A 16,045-nucleotide genomic window follows, 5' to 3' on the forward strand; every position below is an offset into this window, starting at 1 on the left:
AACGCGCTCCCCGCGTGCCATCGTCGATTCCATGAGCCTCGTCTCCCTCGACACGCTGGCAATCGCACGGAAGCTTCAGGCGGCCGGTTTTTCGGACGTCCAGGCTGAGGCTATGACCGGTGTCTTGCGTGATGCTCGGGAAGCCGACCTGTCGACGCTGGTGACGACGGTCGATCTCAGTTCCGAGATCGCACGTGCTCGGTCCGATTTGAAGGCTGAGATCGGTTTGGTGAGATCCGACCTCAGAACCGAGATCGCCGACACGAAATACGAAATTCTGAAATGGGTGCTGTCGGCGATCGGTTTTCAGACGATCGTGGTCGTCGGCGCCATCGTGGCGCTGACCATGGGCCCGCATTGAGCGCCCTCATCAATTCAGCCGCAGGATCGCGGCGTTGAGCAGGGTCGCGAAGGCCACCCAGGCGGCGTAGGGCACGAGTAGCCAGGCCGCGGCCCGGTCGAACCGCCAGGACAGGCGGATCGTCCACAGCACCATGACCAGCAACATCGCCACCACGATCAGCCCGGCGCCGATCGCGTGGGCGGTGAAGAAGACCGGCGTCCAGGCGGCGTTCAGCGCCAGCTGGACCAGGAACGCCGCGAGCGCCAGCCACCAGCCCTCGCGGCTCGGCCCGGTGCGCGGCATGACACCGAGCAGCCGCCACAGCGCGACGGCGATCATCGTGTAGAGCAGGGTCCAGGCCACCGGGAAAACCCAGTTCGGCGGGTTGAAGAATGGCTTGTTCAGGCCGGCATACCAGCCCGGGATCTCGGCCTGGGTCGCGGCCGACCCGATCGAAGCGGTGATCATCACCGGCACGATCGCAGCCGCCAAGCGTAGCCAGCGTGGCAGGGCCGGACCTACGGGGACTTGTGTCGCAGCAAGCATCGTCGGTCGTTCTCCGCTCAAGCATCCTCCCGAACGATGGATGCCGGCCTTCGGGCAAGAGGATCCGGGGTTGAGGCGCAGGTTGCAGGGGCCCGTGCGCCGTGGCACGCGCCTGGTTCCATCCGCCGGAATCGCCAGATGTCAGACCCTAACGCGCCTCACCGGGATACGGATACCGGCAACGATACGCCGACCGGGTTCTCTCGCCGAAGCCTCGCCGCGCAGGCCATGGGCCGGATCGAGCCCGAGACCCGCGCGGTGGTGATGCCGCTGCATCTCTCCACCACCTTCATCCGCGATCCCGACAACGGCTACAGCTCGGGCTACTGCTATGCCCGACCCGACAACGCCACGGTGCGCGAGGCCGAGGCCGTCCTGGCGATGCTGGAGGGCGCGCAGGCCGGCGGCCTGCTGTTCGGGTCCGGCATGGCGGCGGCGACCGCCGTGTTCGGCGCCCTGGAGCCGGGCGACCACGTCGTCGCCGGCACCGTCATGTACTGGGCGCTCAAGCGCTGGCTGCGCGAGGAGGCGCCCCGCCGTGGGCTGACCCTGACCTTCGTGGATACCGACGACACCGACGCCCTGCGCGCGGCGATCGAGCCGGGCCGGACCAAGCTCGTCTGGATCGAAACTCCGGGCAACCCGCTCTGGACCGTGACCGACATCGCGGCCGCGGCCGAGATCACCCACGCGGCCGGGGCGCGGCTGGCGGTGGATTCCACCGCCGCCTCGCCGGTCCACACCCGCCCGCTCGAACTCGGCGCCGACATCGTGATGCATTCCGGCACCAAGATCCTGAACGGCCATTCCGACGTGGTGGCGGGTGTGCTCGCGGGCGCCAAGGCGGATGCGTTCTGGGAGCGGATCCGCGGAATCCGGGCCGGCAGCGGTGGGATCCTCGGCCCGTTCGAGGCCTATCTGCTGATGCGCTCGCTCCGGACCCTGCATCTGCGGGCGGCGGCGCAATCGGCCGGCGCCCTGCGGCTCGCCGAGCGCCTGAGCGGGCACAGGCTGGTGCGCCATGTCCTGTATCCCGGCCTGCCCGACGATCCCGGCCACGCCGTGGCGCGCCGGCAGATGCAGGACGGCTTCGGCTACATGCTGTCGATCCGGGTCGCGGGCGGCGAGGCCGGGGCGATCGCCACGGCGGCGCGGGTGCGGCTGTGGAAGCGCGCGACCTCGCTGGGCGGCGTCGAAAGCCTGATCGAGCACCGGGCCTCGGTAGAGGGCCCGGGAAGCCCGTGCCCGACGGACCTGCTGCGCCTCTCCACCGGGATCGAGGATACCGACGACCTCTACGACGACCTCGACCAGGCCCTCCGGGGTGCGCACGGGGATTGATGATCACGGGTGTGGTGCCGAAGGCCGTGCTTGCGCGTTGTGCCGGCAAATCCGTCGGCGACCACCGCCACAGACCGCGAGCCTCACGACCATGCCCGTTCCCTTCCGCGCCCACGTCCCGGGGACGCTCGCGCTCCTCGCTCTGGCCCTCGCGTCCGGCCCCGTCCGGGCCGACACCGTGCCGGATCTCGACGTGGAGAAAACCTGCAAGTCGGCGCAGGTCGCCAACACGTCGATCAGCGACAAGGCCAATTACGATGGCTGCCTCCGGTCCGAGCGGGAGGCCAAGCGCGAGGCGGAGAGCCGCTGGGGGAGCTACACCCCGGCGGCCAAGCGCCAATGCGAGAACCAGTTCAAGGCGGGCGGCTTCCCCTCCTATGTCGAGATGGTGACCTGCCTGGAGCTGGCCTCCGGTTCCGTGCCGACTCAGTCCGACCAGGGTGGTACGGCGGTCGGCGGCCCGGGCTCGCCCAAGGACGTCAAGGCACAACACGAAGGCGGCGCCAACCTGACGAAGGAGCCGCCCGCCAGCCAGCGCACGAACCCGATGGAGGTTCTGGAGAACAAGTAGGCCAGAATCCCGCCCCCGGGACCTGTCCCGGGGCGCCTAAGCCGGCTTCGATATGCTATGCGCGGGCCTTCCCGCACAGAGCCCCGCCGGATCCGTGAACGCCCTCGCCATCATCGCCCCGATCTTCGGGATCGTCCTGATCGGCTGGGGCGCGGCGCTCACCGGGCTCCTGTCCGACAAGGTCAGCGACGGCCTGTCGGAATACGTCTTCGCGGTCGCGGTACCGGCCCTGATCATCGCCACGCTGACCCGGCCGGGGATGACCGGCGAGGTCGCCTGGAGCTACTGGATCTCGTATTTCGGCGGCGCCGGACTGTCCTGGTTCGTGGGCACGTTGATCGCCCGGCGGCGGGCCGGGATCGACCGCGGCGGCGCGATCCTGCACGGCTTCGCGGCGAGCCAGTCGAACACCGTGTTCGTCGGCGTGCCGATGATCCTCCAGGCTTATGGCGAGGACGGCGCCTTCCCGCTGTTCATGCTGCTCGCGGTCCATCTGCCGCTGATGATGGGCTGCGCCACCTTCCTGATCGAATCCGATTCCGGCCTGCCGGTCCTGGCCCGCCTCCGCGGCCTCGCCCTTGTCCTGCTCAAGAACCCGATCTTCGTGGCCCTGCTCATCGGCATGGCGATGAAGGGCCTCGCCATCACCCCGACGGGAATCGCCAAATCCCTGATCGACGCCTTTGCCGGCACCGCCTCGACCTGCGCGCTGGTGGCGCTCGGCGCCGGGCTCAAGCGTTACCGTGTGCTGTTCGATCTCAAGGGCGCTCTGGTGATCGCCTGCCTGAAGAACCTGCTGCACCCGCTGGCGGTCTGGCTGCTCGCCTTCCACGTCTTCAGGATGCCCACCGCCTATGCGGGCGTCGCCACCCTGTTCGCCGCCATGCCGGTGGGGATCAACGCCTACCTGCTCGCCGCCCGCTACCGGACCGAGACCGGGATGGTCGCGGCTTCCGTGCTGGTCTCGACCCTGCTGGCCCCGCTGACGACCCTCGGCTGGCTGATGCTGCTCGGCCGGGCGTGACGCCGCGGCCCCGGCGTCACTGGGCGCGTTGGACGGCGGGGCCCACCGGTCTAGGGTAATGGCAAGCGCGGGGGCGAAGCCCGCCACACCCAGTCGGCGAGGAATTCACATGAACGCTCCGATGCGCCCCCCGGGCAGCGCCTCCCCGTCGGCCCCGGCCTCGGCCCGCTTCGTCTGGGAGGATCCGTTCCTGCTGGACGACCAGCTCACCGAGGACGAGCGGGCGATCCGCGATGTGGCCCAGAGCTTCGCGCAGGAGCAGCTCCTGCCGGGCATCGTCGAGGCCTATGCCGAGGAGAAGACCGATCCCGGCCTGTTCCGGAAGATGGGCGAACTGGGCCTGCTCGGCGTGACCCTGCCCGAGGAATACGGCTGCGCCGGCGCCTCCTACGTCGCCTACGGACTCGTGGCGCGGGCGGTCGAGGCGGTGGATTCCGGCTATCGCTCGATGATGAGCGTGCAATCCTCGCTCGTCATGTACCCGATCCACGCCTACGGCTCGGAGGCGCAGCGCCAAAAGTTCCTGCCGAAGCTTGCCTCGGGCGAATGGATCGGCTGCTTCGGCCTGACCGAGCCGGATGCGGGCTCCGATCCCGCCGGCATGAAGACCAAGGCGGAGAAGATCGACGGCGGCTACCGGATCTCGGGCGCCAAGATGTGGATCTCCAACGCCCCCTTCGCGGACGTGTTCGTGGTCTGGGCGAAGTCCGACGCGCATGAGGGCGCGATCCGCGGCTTCCTCCTCGAGAAGGGCATGAAGGGCCTCTCGGCCCCGACCCTCAAGGGCAAGCTGTCTTTACGCGCCTCCACCACCGGCGAGATCGTCATGGAGGACGTCGAGGTCGGCGAGGACGCGCTGCTCCCCAACGTTTCCGGGCTGAAGGGTCCGTTCGGCTGCCTCAACCGGGCGCGCTACGGCATCTCCTGGGGCGCCATGGGCGCCGCCGAGGATTGCTGGCACCGGGCGCGCAACTACACCCTGGAGCGCAAGCAGTTCGGCCGGCCCCTCGCCCAGACGCAATTGGTGCAGAAGAAGCTCGCCGACATGCAGACCGAGATCACGCTGGGCCTCCAGGCCTCGCTGCGGGTCGGCCGGCTGATGGACGAGGGCAAGATGGCGCCCGAGATGATCTCGCTGATCAAGCGCAACAATTGCGGCAAGGCCCTCGACATCGCCCGCACCGCCCGCGACATGCACGGCGGCAACGGCATCATGGGCGAGTACCACGTGATGCGCCACGCCCAGAACCTCGAGACGGTCAACACTTACGAGGGCACGCACGACGTCCACGCGCTGATCCTGGGCCGCGCGCAGACGGGGCTGCAGGCGTTCTTCTGAGACTTGCTTCTAAGACTTGGGGACGGAGCACCTCCCCCGCCCCGTCATCTCTCACCCACCCCCTCATCCTGAGGTGCGGCGCAGCCGCCTCGAAGGAGGCCTCCAGGGATCGCGCGGCCGGCTGGAGGGCTCCTTCGAGGGCTCCGCTTCGCTGCGCCACCTCAGGATGAGGGCCGGGGGTAGGATGGATCGGTGTCGGCAGGAACGCCGCTACTCCCCGCCCTCCTCCCCGCCCAGCGACCATTCCAGCACCCGCGCCAAGTGGTCGTAGGCGCCGTACTGGCTGGCATATTGCGGGTAGGGCCGGGCCGTATAGGCGGCCTCGCCGGTGAGGAAGCGGGCCACCAGTCCCTTCAGGCGGGTGGCGTGCTCGGCCACGATCGCCTCGACGCTACGCTCTTCGCCCCGGGGCGGCTTCACCGGGGTCGGGACGAACGGCTTCCGCCCGCCCGAGGCGTGGACGTAGAGTAGGTCCGGCGTGGTCTTCACCGAGGGCAGGCCGTCGAAGGCGCCGTGCATCAGCATCGCGGCTTCCAAGGTGAGCTGCGGCGAGAACCCCGAGAAGATCATCTTAGCCGAGGGCGGCGTGCCGGTCTTGTAATCGACGATGCAGGCGCTGCCGTCCGGGCGCAGCTCGATCCGGTCGGCCCGGGCGCGCAGGGTGAAGCTCTCGCGGCCCAGGGGGATCACCCAGCGCCCGGAGACCTCCGGGTGGATGCGGCGCAAGACCGGCCGGCGCTGCGCCTCCCATTCGAGATAGGCGGCGGCCATGCGCTCGTAGCGCGGCCACCACTCGGCGTAGAGGTTCGGATAGGTGTCGGCGATCTCGCCGAACGCGTTGATGGCGATGGCAGAGAGGGCTTCCCCTGGCCGCTGCGGCAGGCCCTCCGGATGGGCTTGGGCGAACTCCGCAAAGATGTCGTGCACCAGAGAGCCGCGGGTGGCGACGCTCGGCACCGCGGCCAGCGGCTCCAGGGGATCGAGCCCGAGCACGTGGCGGGCGAAGATGCTGTAGGGATCGCGCACCAGCGTCTCGATCTCGGTGACGCTGAGCGAGCGCGGAAACAGGGCCGGGTCCGGCTTCGGCGCCGGGCGCTTCAATCGCTTCTCGGGCGTTGCGGCGTCGAGGCGGGCGGCCAGACCGGTGAAGCGCCGTCCGGCCACCAGCACCGCCTCCCAATGGGCATCGCCGGACAGGGCACGCAGGCGCTGAATAAGCCGCGACGGCACCGTCGGCGAACCGTCGCGCTTGAGCGCCCGGGTGATCACCGCATCGCGGCAGCCCAGCGCCTGCACGAAGTCGTGCGCCATCTGGCCGATCCGGCGCTCCGGCGGGTTGAGGCCGACCCGCTCGCGCATCGGCCGGTTGAGGAACGCGTCGGTCAGGGTTCGCACCGGCCAGACACCCTCGTCGAGCCCGCCGAGCACGACCCGGTCCACGGATAGCAGCCGCGCCTCCAGCAGGCCGAGGATGCGCAGCCGCGGATGCGGCGCATCGCCGGAGCAGCCGACCAGGCGCTCCCGGGCGAGCGACGTGAAGAAGGTCGCGTAATCGGTGAATTGGCCCGGCATCAGGCCGGGCTCGGCCATCTCCAGATCGTCGAACAGGGCGTCGAGGCAGGACAGGGAGCCGTCCGCGGCCTCCTCCGGGGCGTCCTCCGAGCCGGCGAGCAGCCAGTCGCAGGCGGCGCGGTGCAGGGCAGCGGTTGCGACGAGATCACAGTCGCCCGCCCCATCCGGGCCCGGGAAGTCGGCGAAGACCTGCTCCAGCCGGGCGAGCAGATCCGCGGCGAGGTCCCAGTCGATGTCCTTCAGGCGGCGCTTGGCCCGGGGCCTGCGCTCCAGGGGCCCGACCCGCTCGGCGGCGAGCGCAGTCCGCAGGCCGGAAAAACCCGGGGCCGGGACAGGGCCGCGCAGTAGCCCGATCTCCAGGGCGGCGGCGCCGCGCACCACGTCGGGTCGGGGCAGGCCGAGGCGGACCATCGGATGCGACAGCAGCGCGATCAGCCGGGCCGGGATCGCGTCGGCCTGGTTGCGGGCGAGGTCGGCGGCCAGCTCCGCGGTGAGCCGGGCGAGCCGGCCCGCCGGGCTTCCGGCCAGCGCCAGCCCGGCCGAATCCTCGGCGACGATGCCCCAGCGCAGCAATTCCACCGCGACCCGCCCGGCGAGCCCGCGATCCGGCGTGACCAGGGCTGCGGTGGCACCGGGCACCTGAAGGGTTTCACGCAGCGCCAGCGCCGCGACCAGGGCCTCCTCCCGCTCGTCGGCGGCCTCGACCAGGGCCAGCCCGTCGAGGCCGGCCTCGGCGATCGCGTCCCGCTGGCCCGGGTCGAGATCGGCCCAGGCGTCGGTGGTGTCGGCCGGACGCAGGGCCTGCGACAGCAAAGCGGCCCGGGCCGCCTGCCCGGCATCGGGCTCGCCCAGAGTGGCGACGTCCGCGCGCGGCAAAGCGAGGTTGTCCGGTCCGAGCAGCCGGTGCAGCACCGCCTGGGGATGCCCGTGCGCGATCACCCGGGAAAACCCCTCGCCGGTGTCGATGCCGGACCAGCCGGCCTCGTCGAGGTCGAGATCCAGGCCGGGCAGGATGACGGCACCCCGGGGCAGCTTCGCCACGGCCGCGATCAGCCGCGCGGTGGCCGGCACGGAGCCGAGCGAGCCGGCGACAATCACTGGATCCGTCGGCGCCGTCCGCGCCAGGCGCTGGCCCTCGGCGAGGACGAGGCCCCGGGCACGGGCGACCGGGTCGGACAGGCCGCGCTCGGCCAGGAGCTTCGGCCAGTTCTCGGCGGCGATCTTCACGAAATCCAGGGTCAGGCCGAAATAACGGGAATACTCGGCCTCCACGGCGGCGCCGATCTCAGACCAGGGCAGGCCCTCGACGGTGAGCGCATCCATCAGCCGCTCGAGATCGCCCGCAAGCCCGACCGCGTCGGCGGGTGAGGACGGCACCAGGAACGGCACCTCGGCGTCCAAAGGCAGCAGGGTGCGATCAACCGACTTCGCCCAGGCCTGGACGAGGCGGGCGAGGATCAGCCGGCGCTCCAGCGGCGGCATCGGCGTGCTGAGGGGATCGTTGTCCTCGAGCAGTGGCTCGGCGGCGAGGTCGAGCTCCGCCTCGTCGGCCTCGCCCAGGGGGATCATCCGCGGCAGCAGGGCCGCGTAGCCGGAGGCGCCCCGGTCGTGGGCCCGCTGACCGAGCCGTTCGGCCAGGATCGCACCCAGCCCCCGCGCCGCCCGCCGGGTCGGCAGGTAGATCGTGACCGCGGCGAGGGCCAGCGGATCCTCCGCCACCGGCCCGACCAGCCGGCCGGACAGCAGCGCCGCGGCGGGCGCCGGCAGGAACGGGACGCCCCGGGTGATGGTGAAGACGGCCTGCCGTTCTGACATGGGGCGCCTTGTACGCGCGCGCGAAGGACCGGGACAGGGGCGTGCGACGCTGGCGAGCGCACGCCGTCATTGCGAGCACAGCGGAGCAACCCAGTAAAACGACTACATTCCGAGAGCGCGCGCTGCCCTGGGTTGCTTCGCTGCGCTCGCAATGACGGGGGAAACGGAAGCCTACGTCCCTCGCACGGTCGCCGCGGCGCCGTAGCCCGCCCGCCGCCCGAAGACGACGCCAGAGGTCAGGCCCGATCCGCCGGGATAGCCGTTGAAGAACACGCCGCCGACCATCTCGCCACAGGCGTAGAGCCCGGGGATCTCGCTGCCGTCCTCGCGCCGGACCCCGCCGCCCGCGCCGACCTCGACGCCGCCATACGTGAAGGTGATGCCGCCGGTGACCGGGTAGGCCTTGAACGGACCGGTCTCGATCGTCTGCGCCCAGTTCGACTTCGGCAGGGCGAGACCCTTGGTGCCCCGGCCGTCCTTCACGGTGGGGTCGAACGGCACGGCCTCGTCCACGGCGGCATTGAAATCCGCGATGGTGCGCTTGGCCGCCGCCCGGTCGATGCCGTCGAGCTTGTCCAAGAGATCGTCGAGCGTATCGGCCTCGACGAAATGGGCGTCGTGGAACCGGTATTCGCTGTAGAGCAGGTGATCGACCTTGGCGTCGAAGATCTGCCAGGCGATATGGCCGGGCTGCTCCATGATCGAGCGGCCGAACTGGGCGTAGGTGTAGTTGCGGAAGTTCTTGCCCTCGTCGACGAACCGCTGCCCGTCGGCGTTGAGCATCAGGCCCAGGAAATAGCAGATCTTGCGGTAGTGCTTCCGCTCGCCGTGGGGCAGCTCGAGATTGCCGAAATCGGGGGTGTGCAGGTCCATCGGCGTTGCGTGGCAGCCGCCGTAGAAGCCGTGCGGCTTGGCGCCCAGCGCGAGCGCCATCTCCAGCCCGTCGCCGCGATTGTGCGGCGTGCCGCGCACCCGAGCCTTGTCCCAACCCGCGCCGATGAAGCGGGTGCGCAGGGCGGGGTTCGACTCGAAGCCGCCGCAGGCCAGGATCACGGCCTTGGCCCGGAACGCGCCTTGAGGCGTCTCCACGCCGGTGACGCGGTCCCCCTCGACGATCAGCCCGGTCGCCGGGCAGCCGTAGCGGATTTCGCCGCCGGCCCTGGTGAAGGCCTCCAGCTCGGCCCGAGCGAGCCCGAAACCCTCGTCGTGGGTGGCCAGCGTCAGGCCACCCCAGAACACGAAGCGCCCGTCCTTCTCGAAGGATTGCCGGGAATAGATCGGCTCGAACTTCACGCCTTGCGTCGAGAGCCAGCGCAGGGCCGCGCCGCTCTCGTCGATCAGGATGCGCTGCTCGCGCGACAGCGGCCGGCCGTCGTTGAAGCCGAGCAGGTCGGACTCGAAGGTTTGGGCCGTGTACGCGCCGAAATCGGTGCGCGGCAGGCGCGGATCCTCCGGGTCGGCCAGCAGCGGAAGCAGGTCGTTGTTGCCCTGGTAGACGAACCGCATGGCGCCGGCCGTGTAAGCGGTGTTGCCACCGGCGAGATCCGGCTCGGCCTTCTCGATCATCAGCACCGAGGCGCCGCGCTCGAGGGCGGCGAGGCCGGCGCTCATGGCGGCGTTGCCGGAGCCGACCACCACGACATCCCACGATCCGTCCGGACGATCCTGCATCCCCGCCTCCACCGCTCCGCCATGTTTGCAAAATTGTATACGCTCGCATGCAATACTTCGCAAGCGTTCCGGACGGCGTGGTTTCGGGCTAAGCCCCGGTCGAGGAGAGCCTGGCATGAAAGCGAGTGAGTCGGAGCGCTCCAACGGCGTCGCCGCCTATGAGCGGCTGCTGCGGGCGATCGAGGAGGGCGAGCTCGCCCCCGGCAGCCGCCTGCGCGAGGCGGAGCTGGCCGAGCGCTTCGCGATCAGCCGCACGCCGGTGCGCGAAGCGCTGGGCCGCCTGGAGGCGCAGGGCCTCGTCGCGCACGAGCCGCACCGGGGCGCCAGCGTGGCGCAGCTCGATTACGGCCAGGTCAGCGAGCTCTACGACATGCGCGAGGTGCTGGAAGGCACGGCCGCCCGGCTCGCCGCGATCCACGCGAGCGCGGTCGAGACCGAGATCCTGGAGGAGATGATCGCCCGCGACCGGACGCTCACCGGCGACGCGGCGGCCCTGGCCCGCAACAACCGGCTGTTCCACCGGCAGATCCACGCGGCGGCGCGCAACCGCTTCCTGCAGAGCACGTTGGAGACGATGCGGCTGTCGCTGGTGCTTCTGCCCGGCGCCACGACGCTGGCGGCTCCCGACCGTGCCGGCGAGTCCCTCGACGAGCATGCCGCGATCATCGCGGCGATCCGGGCCCATGACGGCGACGGCGCCGAGGCGGCGGCGCGCGCCCATATCCGCGCCGCCTTCAAGGCGCGGATCCGGATCTGGCAGGGGGTGTAGGCTGCCCTTAGGCGTGGGCCGGAACCCGTGCCTCCCGCGGACCGCTCCGGAACAGGCTGAGCGTCGCGACGATCCCGCAGGCGGCCGCCGCCATCAGCCAGTAGCTCGGGGCCGCGCGATCGCCGGTCTGCTCGATCAGATAGGTCGAGACCATCGGGGTGGCGGTGCCGAACAGGGCCGTAGCGAGGCTGTAGGCCAGCGAGAAACCGCTGGCGCGCACATGCTTCGGGACGACCTCCGACAGCGCGACGATCATCGCGCCGTTGTAGACGCCGAAGAAGAACGAGAACCACAGCTCGACGCCGAGCATCTTGCCGAAGGTCGGATCGGCCACGAGCCAGTGCAGGGCCGGATAAGTGGTCAGCAGCGACAGGACGGAGACCGTCAGCAGCACGGGCTTGCGCCCGACCGCGTCCGAGAGCGCGCCGCCGACTGGCAACCAGATGAAGTTGGTGATCGCCACGCACAGGGTGACGATCAGGCTGTCGGTCTCGGTGAGCTTGAGGACGGTCTTGCCGAAGGTCGGGGTGTAGACGGTGATCATGTAGAAGGTCACCGTCGTCATGGTCGACAGCATCATGCCGAGCAGCACGATCCGCCAGTTGGCGGCCACCGTGGTGAGGATCTCGCGCGTGCCAGGGTGATGGGTCCGCTGGGCGAATTCCTGGGTCTCCTGCAGGGAGCGCCGGATGAAGAAGATGAACGGCACGATCAGGCAGCCGATGAAGAACGGAATGCGCCAGCCGAAATCGCCGATCTGCTCCTTGGTCAGGTAGGCGTTGAGCCCGTAGCCGATCACGGCCGCGACCATGATCGCCACCTGCTGGCTGGCCGACTGGAACGACGTGTAGAAACCCTTCCGCCCCGGCGTGGCGATCTCGAACAGGTAGATCGAGACGCCGCCGATTTCGACGCCGGCGGAGAAGCCTTGCAGCAGGCGCCCGGCCAGCACGATCAGGGGCGCGGCGACGCCGATCGTCCCGTAGCTGGGGCAGAAGGCGATCAGCACCGTGCCGCTTGCCATGATCGCCAGGGTGACGATCAGCCCCTTCCGGCGCCCGATCCGGTCGATATAGGCGCCGAGCACGATCGCCCCGAGGGGTCGCATCAGCGCGCCGAGCCAGAACGTGCCGAAGGTCAGCAGCAGCTCGGTGGTCTCGTTGCCCGAGGGGAAGAACGCCCGCGAAATATAGCTGGCGTAGAACCCGAACAGGAAGAAGTCGAACATCTCCAGGAAGTTTCCGCTCGTCGAGCGGAGGATCGCCCCGATCCTGGATTGCAGGGTCGCCTCGACGGCGCCCGGATCACCGGCCATGACGTAACGCTCTCGATTTCACGCTCAAACTCCGATCCATTTCATCGCGATGATCGTCCCGGTCACGGTCAGCGCGCCGCCGATCCGGGTTGCGATCTGGGCGAAGGGCATCAACGCCATGCGGTTGGCCGCCGTGAGGATCGCCACGTCGCCGGTGCCGCCCTGGCCGCTGTGGCAGGCGTTCACGATGGCGGTCTCGATCGGGTACATCCCGAGCGCCCGGCCGACGAGGAAGCCGGTGATCATCAGCGTGGACACGGTCGACACAATGGTAATCAGGTTGACCAGGGTGAAGGCCGCCATCAGCTCGTTCCAGGGCGTGAGCGCCACCCCGATGGCGAAGAGCAGCGGGTAGGTCATCGAGACCTGGACGAACTTATAGACCACGAAGCCGCCGGCCTGGAGATGGGGCGACACGGCGCTGCCGAGCTTGGCGAACACCGCCAGGAACAGCATCGCCACCGGCGCCGGCAGGCCGACGAGGTGGTGGGCGATGACCCCGAGCAGGTAGAGGGTGATCGCCGTGAGCCCGGCCGCGCCGATCGTGGCGGCGTCGATCTGGCCCCTCGCCGCCTCGGACCGGGCCTGGGCATCGCTCGATGCCATGCCCTCGGCACCGGGCTGGAGGCGGCCCTCGCCGGTGAGGTGGGGATAGCGCTTGCCCACGTAGTTGAGGGTGCCGGAGAAGATGATCGCGGTGAGCGAGCCCAGCATCACCGGCGGCAGCACCTGAGCGAAGACGACGCCCTGCTGCTGGCCCAGGATCGCGGCGTAGCCGATCGAGAGCGGGATCGCGCCCTCGCCGACGCCGCCGGCCATGATCGGCACCACGATGAAGAAGAAGGTCTTGTAGGGGCCGAGCCCGAGGGCCGTGCCGATCAATGTGCCGACGATGGCGGCCGCCACCGAGCCCGCCGCGAGGGGGGCGAAGATCTTGAGGAAGCCCTTGACCAGGACGTCGCGATCCATGCCGAGGATCGAGCCGACGATGATCGTGGCGATGTAGATGTAGAGGAAGTTGGTGAACTTCGTGAAATCGAAGATCGCCTTCTCCATCTGCGGCGGGATCAGCTTGTAATAGACCAGGGCCGACGGAATGAAGGTCGCGAAGATCGCGCCCGCGCCGATGTTGCGCAGGATCGGGAGCCGCTTGCCGATCTCGGCGCAGGTGAAGCCGCCCATCACCAGGACGGCGATCATGGTCGGCCCGTCCGGCTTGACCTCGCCCTCCTGGACCATGACCACCAGCAGGATCGCCAAGATGACGTAGAGCGGCAGCGGGATGATGCCGATCTTGATGTCGACGAGGCGCCACCAGCTCTCCGGCCAGAACCGGCCCGCGCGGCGCTCAGCCAGGGCGCTCTCGGCCGGGGCTGGGACGGGGCTGGTCGAGGCGGAACTGGTCATCGGCTTCCTCCGGACTTCCGACCACGCGCGGGCCCTTCCGGCCTTCGCCGCGCGGCCCCGGTCGCCACGACGTCGCGGCCTGGAGGATCCCGCGCGGTCGGCGGAGATAAAGTCACATCCGGCGTATCAGCGCCCGCGGAGAGCGGCAACGCGATCCGCGGAACAAAGGGCCCGACCTGTATTGAGGACCGGGATTAAACCGATCTGTTCAGTTCTCACGCACACACGCACGCGACAAGGCCCGGCGCAGGGCCGGGCCTTGGACGGCAAACCGCATGTGTCCGGCGCGGGAATCGAAGCCCGGGCGCCGGGTCCGCGTATCAGAAGTCGCGCTGGACGCGGAAACGGACGTGGGTCATCGAATCCTGCGTGGCGGTGCGCGGTACGAAGCTACCGTTGTTGATCTGGGCGATCGCCCCGTAGGCACCCGGGCCCTTGTCGAGGTCGATCACCCGGCCGCTCTTCACGCCGATCTGGGTGTAGAAGGCCTCGACGCCGATATCGAGATCGGCCACCGGCGACCAGATCAGGCTGCCGCCGACCACGTACTGGTAGGTATCCCGCAGCGCCTGGCTGAGCTGATAGAACCGGGTGCCCGGAACGCCGACGCCGTTGGTGCCGAAGCTGTTGGCGCCGTTCGGATTCACCAGGCCGAAGAGGGCCCCCTGGGCCAGGCGGGCGCGAGCCGAGAAATCCTGCTCGCCATAGGAGCCGAACAGCGCCGAGCGCCATTCCGGCGACCAGTAATGCAGGAACGCCGCGACCGCCGAGAAGCTGGTCGAGGTCTGGAGCTGGCCGGTGAACGGGTTGATCGAGGCATCGGCGAAGTACTGCTCGAACTTTTGCGTGTCGAAGCCCGTGTTGGACTGCGCATAGCAGCCTGCGATCATGCAATAGCCGGCATAGCTCTGCGCGCCGTCGGCATAGGCGCCCTGGAGATAGAGGGTGTCCCCCGGGGCAATGGACGGCAGGTTGACCTTCACGCCGCCCTGCACGCCCCAGCCCTGGACCGCGTTGGCGTGCCGGATCCCGGTGAGCACGCCGCCCGCGCCTGCGGCCGGGCTGGTGCTCAGGTTGCCGACGTTGATCTCGTGCGTGGCCGCCGAGAGCTGGGCCGAACCCCAGGCCTGGTCGACCCGCAGGGCGCCGACGAAGTCGGGCAGGCGCGAGCGCTGGACGGTGTCGACGGTGCCGTAGCGGGAGGGCCGACCCTCGGTGTAGCCGACGAAGACGGGGGTGACGGCGGAGGTCGGCGCGAAGACCGGCGAGCGGGTGAAGACCGGGTCTTCCACCGAGAGGGTCGCCGAGAAGCCGCTGCCGAAGGTGCCCGTGTAGGCGAACAGGTTGGTCGACGAATTGTCCGAGCCCGAGGTCGCTCCGTAGAACTCGAAATCGTGGGCGTAGAAGTCGTAGAACGACGACGCACGCCCCGCGGTGAGCCCGGCGAACTGGATGAACGCCTTGTCGACGTTCACGTATTGCTGCGCGCGGCCCAGCTCGTCGACGCCCGTGGCACGATAGGCTTGGCCGATGCGCACCATCGTGCCGGAATGGATGACGCCCGTGCGGGACGCGGCCTCCAGGCGGGTGAAGGCGCGCAGGGTGCCGTAGGCGGTCTGGGTGCGGGCATCCAGATTGAAGCGCGCCAGCCCCCGGAAGCCCGATGTATCCCCGGCCGCGCCGGGCTGGCGGCTGGATGAGGTCTGGTAGGCCCCCTCGAAGCGGGCCCGGCCGGAGATGCGCAGGCAGGTATCGGTACCCGGGATGTAGAAGAAACCGGCGCCGTAGGCGGAGCAGATGCGGACGTATTCGATCGGTGCGGCCTTCTTCACCGGCAGGTCGGCGGCGTGGGCCGCGCCCATCGCCGCGAAGGCTGCGGCGTAGCCGAGCAAGGAACGCTTCAATAATTTCATCGAGACCCCCAGAAATTTGAAGCCGATGACGGCAACGCTTCCTGTTTTTCCTGCACGCTGCAGGCTGTTCCGTTTTTTTATTTTTTGATGGAAGATTTTTCTGGAGCAGATCGTCCAAGACTCATCTTTCAACGATCATCTTGCGATCCAGTTTTTCAGGGATCAACACGCATTCAGACGATTCCACACGCATCCATAGTTATGTTGCAGATCGGAAACGAAAAACACGCTGGTCTCTACAGACATAATTGCAAATAGAGTTCGATCAAAAAATAAATCTAGTATCGACCGTAATTTATATATCGTTTCAATACCTTCTAACTGGCATGCGATTGCTTGTTTCCAGCAATTGGGCAGACAGGCACGCCCGCCCTGTGGCGGCGGTCAGTCAGGCTCGACCGGCGATCGGACCATGCCCG

General features: G+C 69.0%; 12 protein-coding genes. 6 read left to right on the forward strand and 6 right to left on the reverse strand.

Features of this window, described 5'->3' with window-relative positions; genetic code table 11:
* Nucleotides 1–31: 31 nt before the first annotated feature.
* A complete protein-coding gene (locus AO398_RS20170) occupies nt 32–361 on the forward strand; it encodes a hypothetical protein (protein WP_058193974.1) in 330 nt (109 codons plus the stop codon).
* A gap of 9 nt (nt 362–370) precedes the next feature.
* Here the strand turns inward: AO398_RS20170 and AO398_RS20175 are convergent, their stop codons facing one another.
* Nucleotides 371–889: a TspO/MBR family protein gene (locus tag AO398_RS20175; RefSeq protein ID WP_058193975.1), complete on the reverse strand. Its 519-nt coding sequence runs from the start codon at nt 887–889 to the stop codon at nt 371–373.
* A 138-nt stretch (nt 890–1,027) separates the two neighbouring features.
* On the opposite strand from AO398_RS20175, the gene AO398_RS20180 reads away from it, so the two are divergent.
* From AO398_RS20180 to AO398_RS20195, 4 genes are all read left to right on the forward strand, one after another.
* Nucleotides 1,028–2,230: an aminotransferase class V-fold PLP-dependent enzyme gene (locus AO398_RS20180; RefSeq protein ID WP_058193976.1), complete on the forward strand. Its 1,203-nt coding sequence runs from the start codon at nt 1,028–1,030 to the stop codon at nt 2,228–2,230.
* Nucleotides 2,231–2,321: 91 nt separating this feature from the next.
* Nucleotides 2,322–2,801 carry a hypothetical protein gene (locus tag AO398_RS20185; protein WP_058193977.1) on the forward strand — a complete coding sequence of 160 codons (480 nt, stop codon included), beginning with the start codon at nt 2,322–2,324 and terminating at the stop codon, nt 2,799–2,801.
* A 94-nt stretch (nt 2,802–2,895) separates the two neighbouring features.
* A complete protein-coding gene (locus tag AO398_RS20190; protein ID WP_058193978.1) occupies nt 2,896–3,825 on the forward strand; it encodes an AEC family transporter in 930 nt (309 codons plus the stop codon).
* Nucleotides 3,826–3,934: 109 nt separating this feature from the next.
* Nucleotides 3,935–5,164 (forward strand): acyl-CoA dehydrogenase, encoded by a 1,230-nt coding sequence (locus AO398_RS20195; protein ID WP_058193979.1) that lies wholly within the window; start codon nt 3,935–3,937, stop codon nt 5,162–5,164.
* A 210-nt stretch (nt 5,165–5,374) separates the two neighbouring features.
* Here the strand turns inward: AO398_RS20195 and addB are convergent, their stop codons facing one another.
* Together addB and tcuA are read right to left on the reverse strand one after the other, a co-directional pair.
* Nucleotides 5,375–8,551 carry a double-strand break repair protein AddB gene (addB, locus tag AO398_RS20200; protein ID WP_058193980.1) on the reverse strand — a complete coding sequence of 1,059 codons (3,177 nt, stop codon included), beginning with the start codon at nt 8,549–8,551 and terminating at the stop codon, nt 5,375–5,377.
* A gap of 171 nt (nt 8,552–8,722) precedes the next feature.
* Nucleotides 8,723–10,222: an FAD-dependent tricarballylate dehydrogenase TcuA gene (gene tcuA / locus AO398_RS20205; protein ID WP_058193981.1), complete on the reverse strand. Its 1,500-nt coding sequence runs from the start codon at nt 10,220–10,222 to the stop codon at nt 8,723–8,725.
* A gap of 115 nt (nt 10,223–10,337) precedes the next feature.
* Between tcuA and AO398_RS20210 the strand changes: the two genes are divergently transcribed.
* Nucleotides 10,338–10,991: a GntR family transcriptional regulator gene (locus tag AO398_RS20210; protein WP_058193982.1), complete on the forward strand. Its 654-nt coding sequence runs from the start codon at nt 10,338–10,340 to the stop codon at nt 10,989–10,991.
* A 7-nt stretch (nt 10,992–10,998) separates the two neighbouring features.
* Here AO398_RS20210 and AO398_RS20215 read toward each other — a convergent pair whose 3' ends face one another.
* The 3 genes from AO398_RS20215 to AO398_RS20225 form a co-directional block, all read right to left on the reverse strand.
* A complete protein-coding gene (locus AO398_RS20215; protein WP_058193983.1) occupies nt 10,999–12,306 on the reverse strand; it encodes an MFS transporter in 1,308 nt (435 codons plus the stop codon).
* 24 nt (nt 12,307–12,330) lie between these two features.
* Complete coding sequence (locus AO398_RS20220) at nt 12,331–13,713, reverse strand: 2-hydroxycarboxylate transporter family protein (RefSeq protein ID WP_058193984.1); 1,383 nt, start codon at nt 13,711–13,713, stop codon at nt 12,331–12,333.
* Between the two features lie 320 nt (nt 13,714–14,033).
* Nucleotides 14,034–15,626, reverse strand: coding sequence for a porin (locus AO398_RS20225; RefSeq protein WP_058193985.1), 1,593 nt, complete (start codon nt 15,624–15,626; stop codon nt 14,034–14,036).
* Between the last annotated feature and the right edge of the window lie 419 nt (nt 15,627–16,045).

Origin of the sequence: Methylobacterium sp. GXS13 (assembly GCF_001455965.1) — a bacterium.
Classification (GTDB): domain Bacteria; phylum Pseudomonadota; class Alphaproteobacteria; order Rhizobiales; family Beijerinckiaceae; genus Methylobacterium.

Excerpts from the sequence above, each read along its gene's own strand:
- AO398_RS20175 (WP_058193975.1), bottom strand. The coding sequence starts at position 889 with ATGCTTGCTGCGACACAAGTCCCCGTAGGTCCGGCCCTGCCACGCTGG.
- addB (WP_058193980.1), bottom strand. The coding sequence starts at position 8,551 with ATGTCAGAACGGCAGGCCGTCTTCACCATCACCCGGGGCGTCCCGTTC.
- AO398_RS20225 (WP_058193985.1), bottom strand. The coding sequence starts at position 15,626 with ATGAAATTATTGAAGCGTTCCTTGCTCGGCTACGCCGCAGCCTTCGCG.
- AO398_RS20170 (WP_058193974.1), top strand. The coding sequence starts at position 32 with ATGAGCCTCGTCTCCCTCGACACGCTGGCAATCGCACGGAAGCTTCAG.
- AO398_RS20195 (WP_058193979.1), top strand. The coding sequence starts at position 3,935 with ATGAACGCTCCGATGCGCCCCCCGGGCAGCGCCTCCCCGTCGGCCCCG.
- AO398_RS20180 (WP_058193976.1), top strand. The coding sequence starts at position 1,028 with ATGTCAGACCCTAACGCGCCTCACCGGGATACGGATACCGGCAACGAT.
- AO398_RS20185 (WP_058193977.1), top strand. The coding sequence starts at position 2,322 with ATGCCCGTTCCCTTCCGCGCCCACGTCCCGGGGACGCTCGCGCTCCTC.
- AO398_RS20210 (WP_058193982.1), top strand. The coding sequence starts at position 10,338 with ATGAAAGCGAGTGAGTCGGAGCGCTCCAACGGCGTCGCCGCCTATGAG.
- AO398_RS20220 (WP_058193984.1), bottom strand. The coding sequence starts at position 13,713 with ATGACCAGTTCCGCCTCGACCAGCCCCGTCCCAGCCCCGGCCGAGAGC.
- tcuA (WP_058193981.1), bottom strand. The coding sequence starts at position 10,222 with ATGCAGGATCGTCCGGACGGATCGTGGGATGTCGTGGTGGTCGGCTCC.
- AO398_RS20215 (WP_058193983.1), bottom strand. The coding sequence starts at position 12,306 with ATGGCCGGTGATCCGGGCGCCGTCGAGGCGACCCTGCAATCCAGGATC.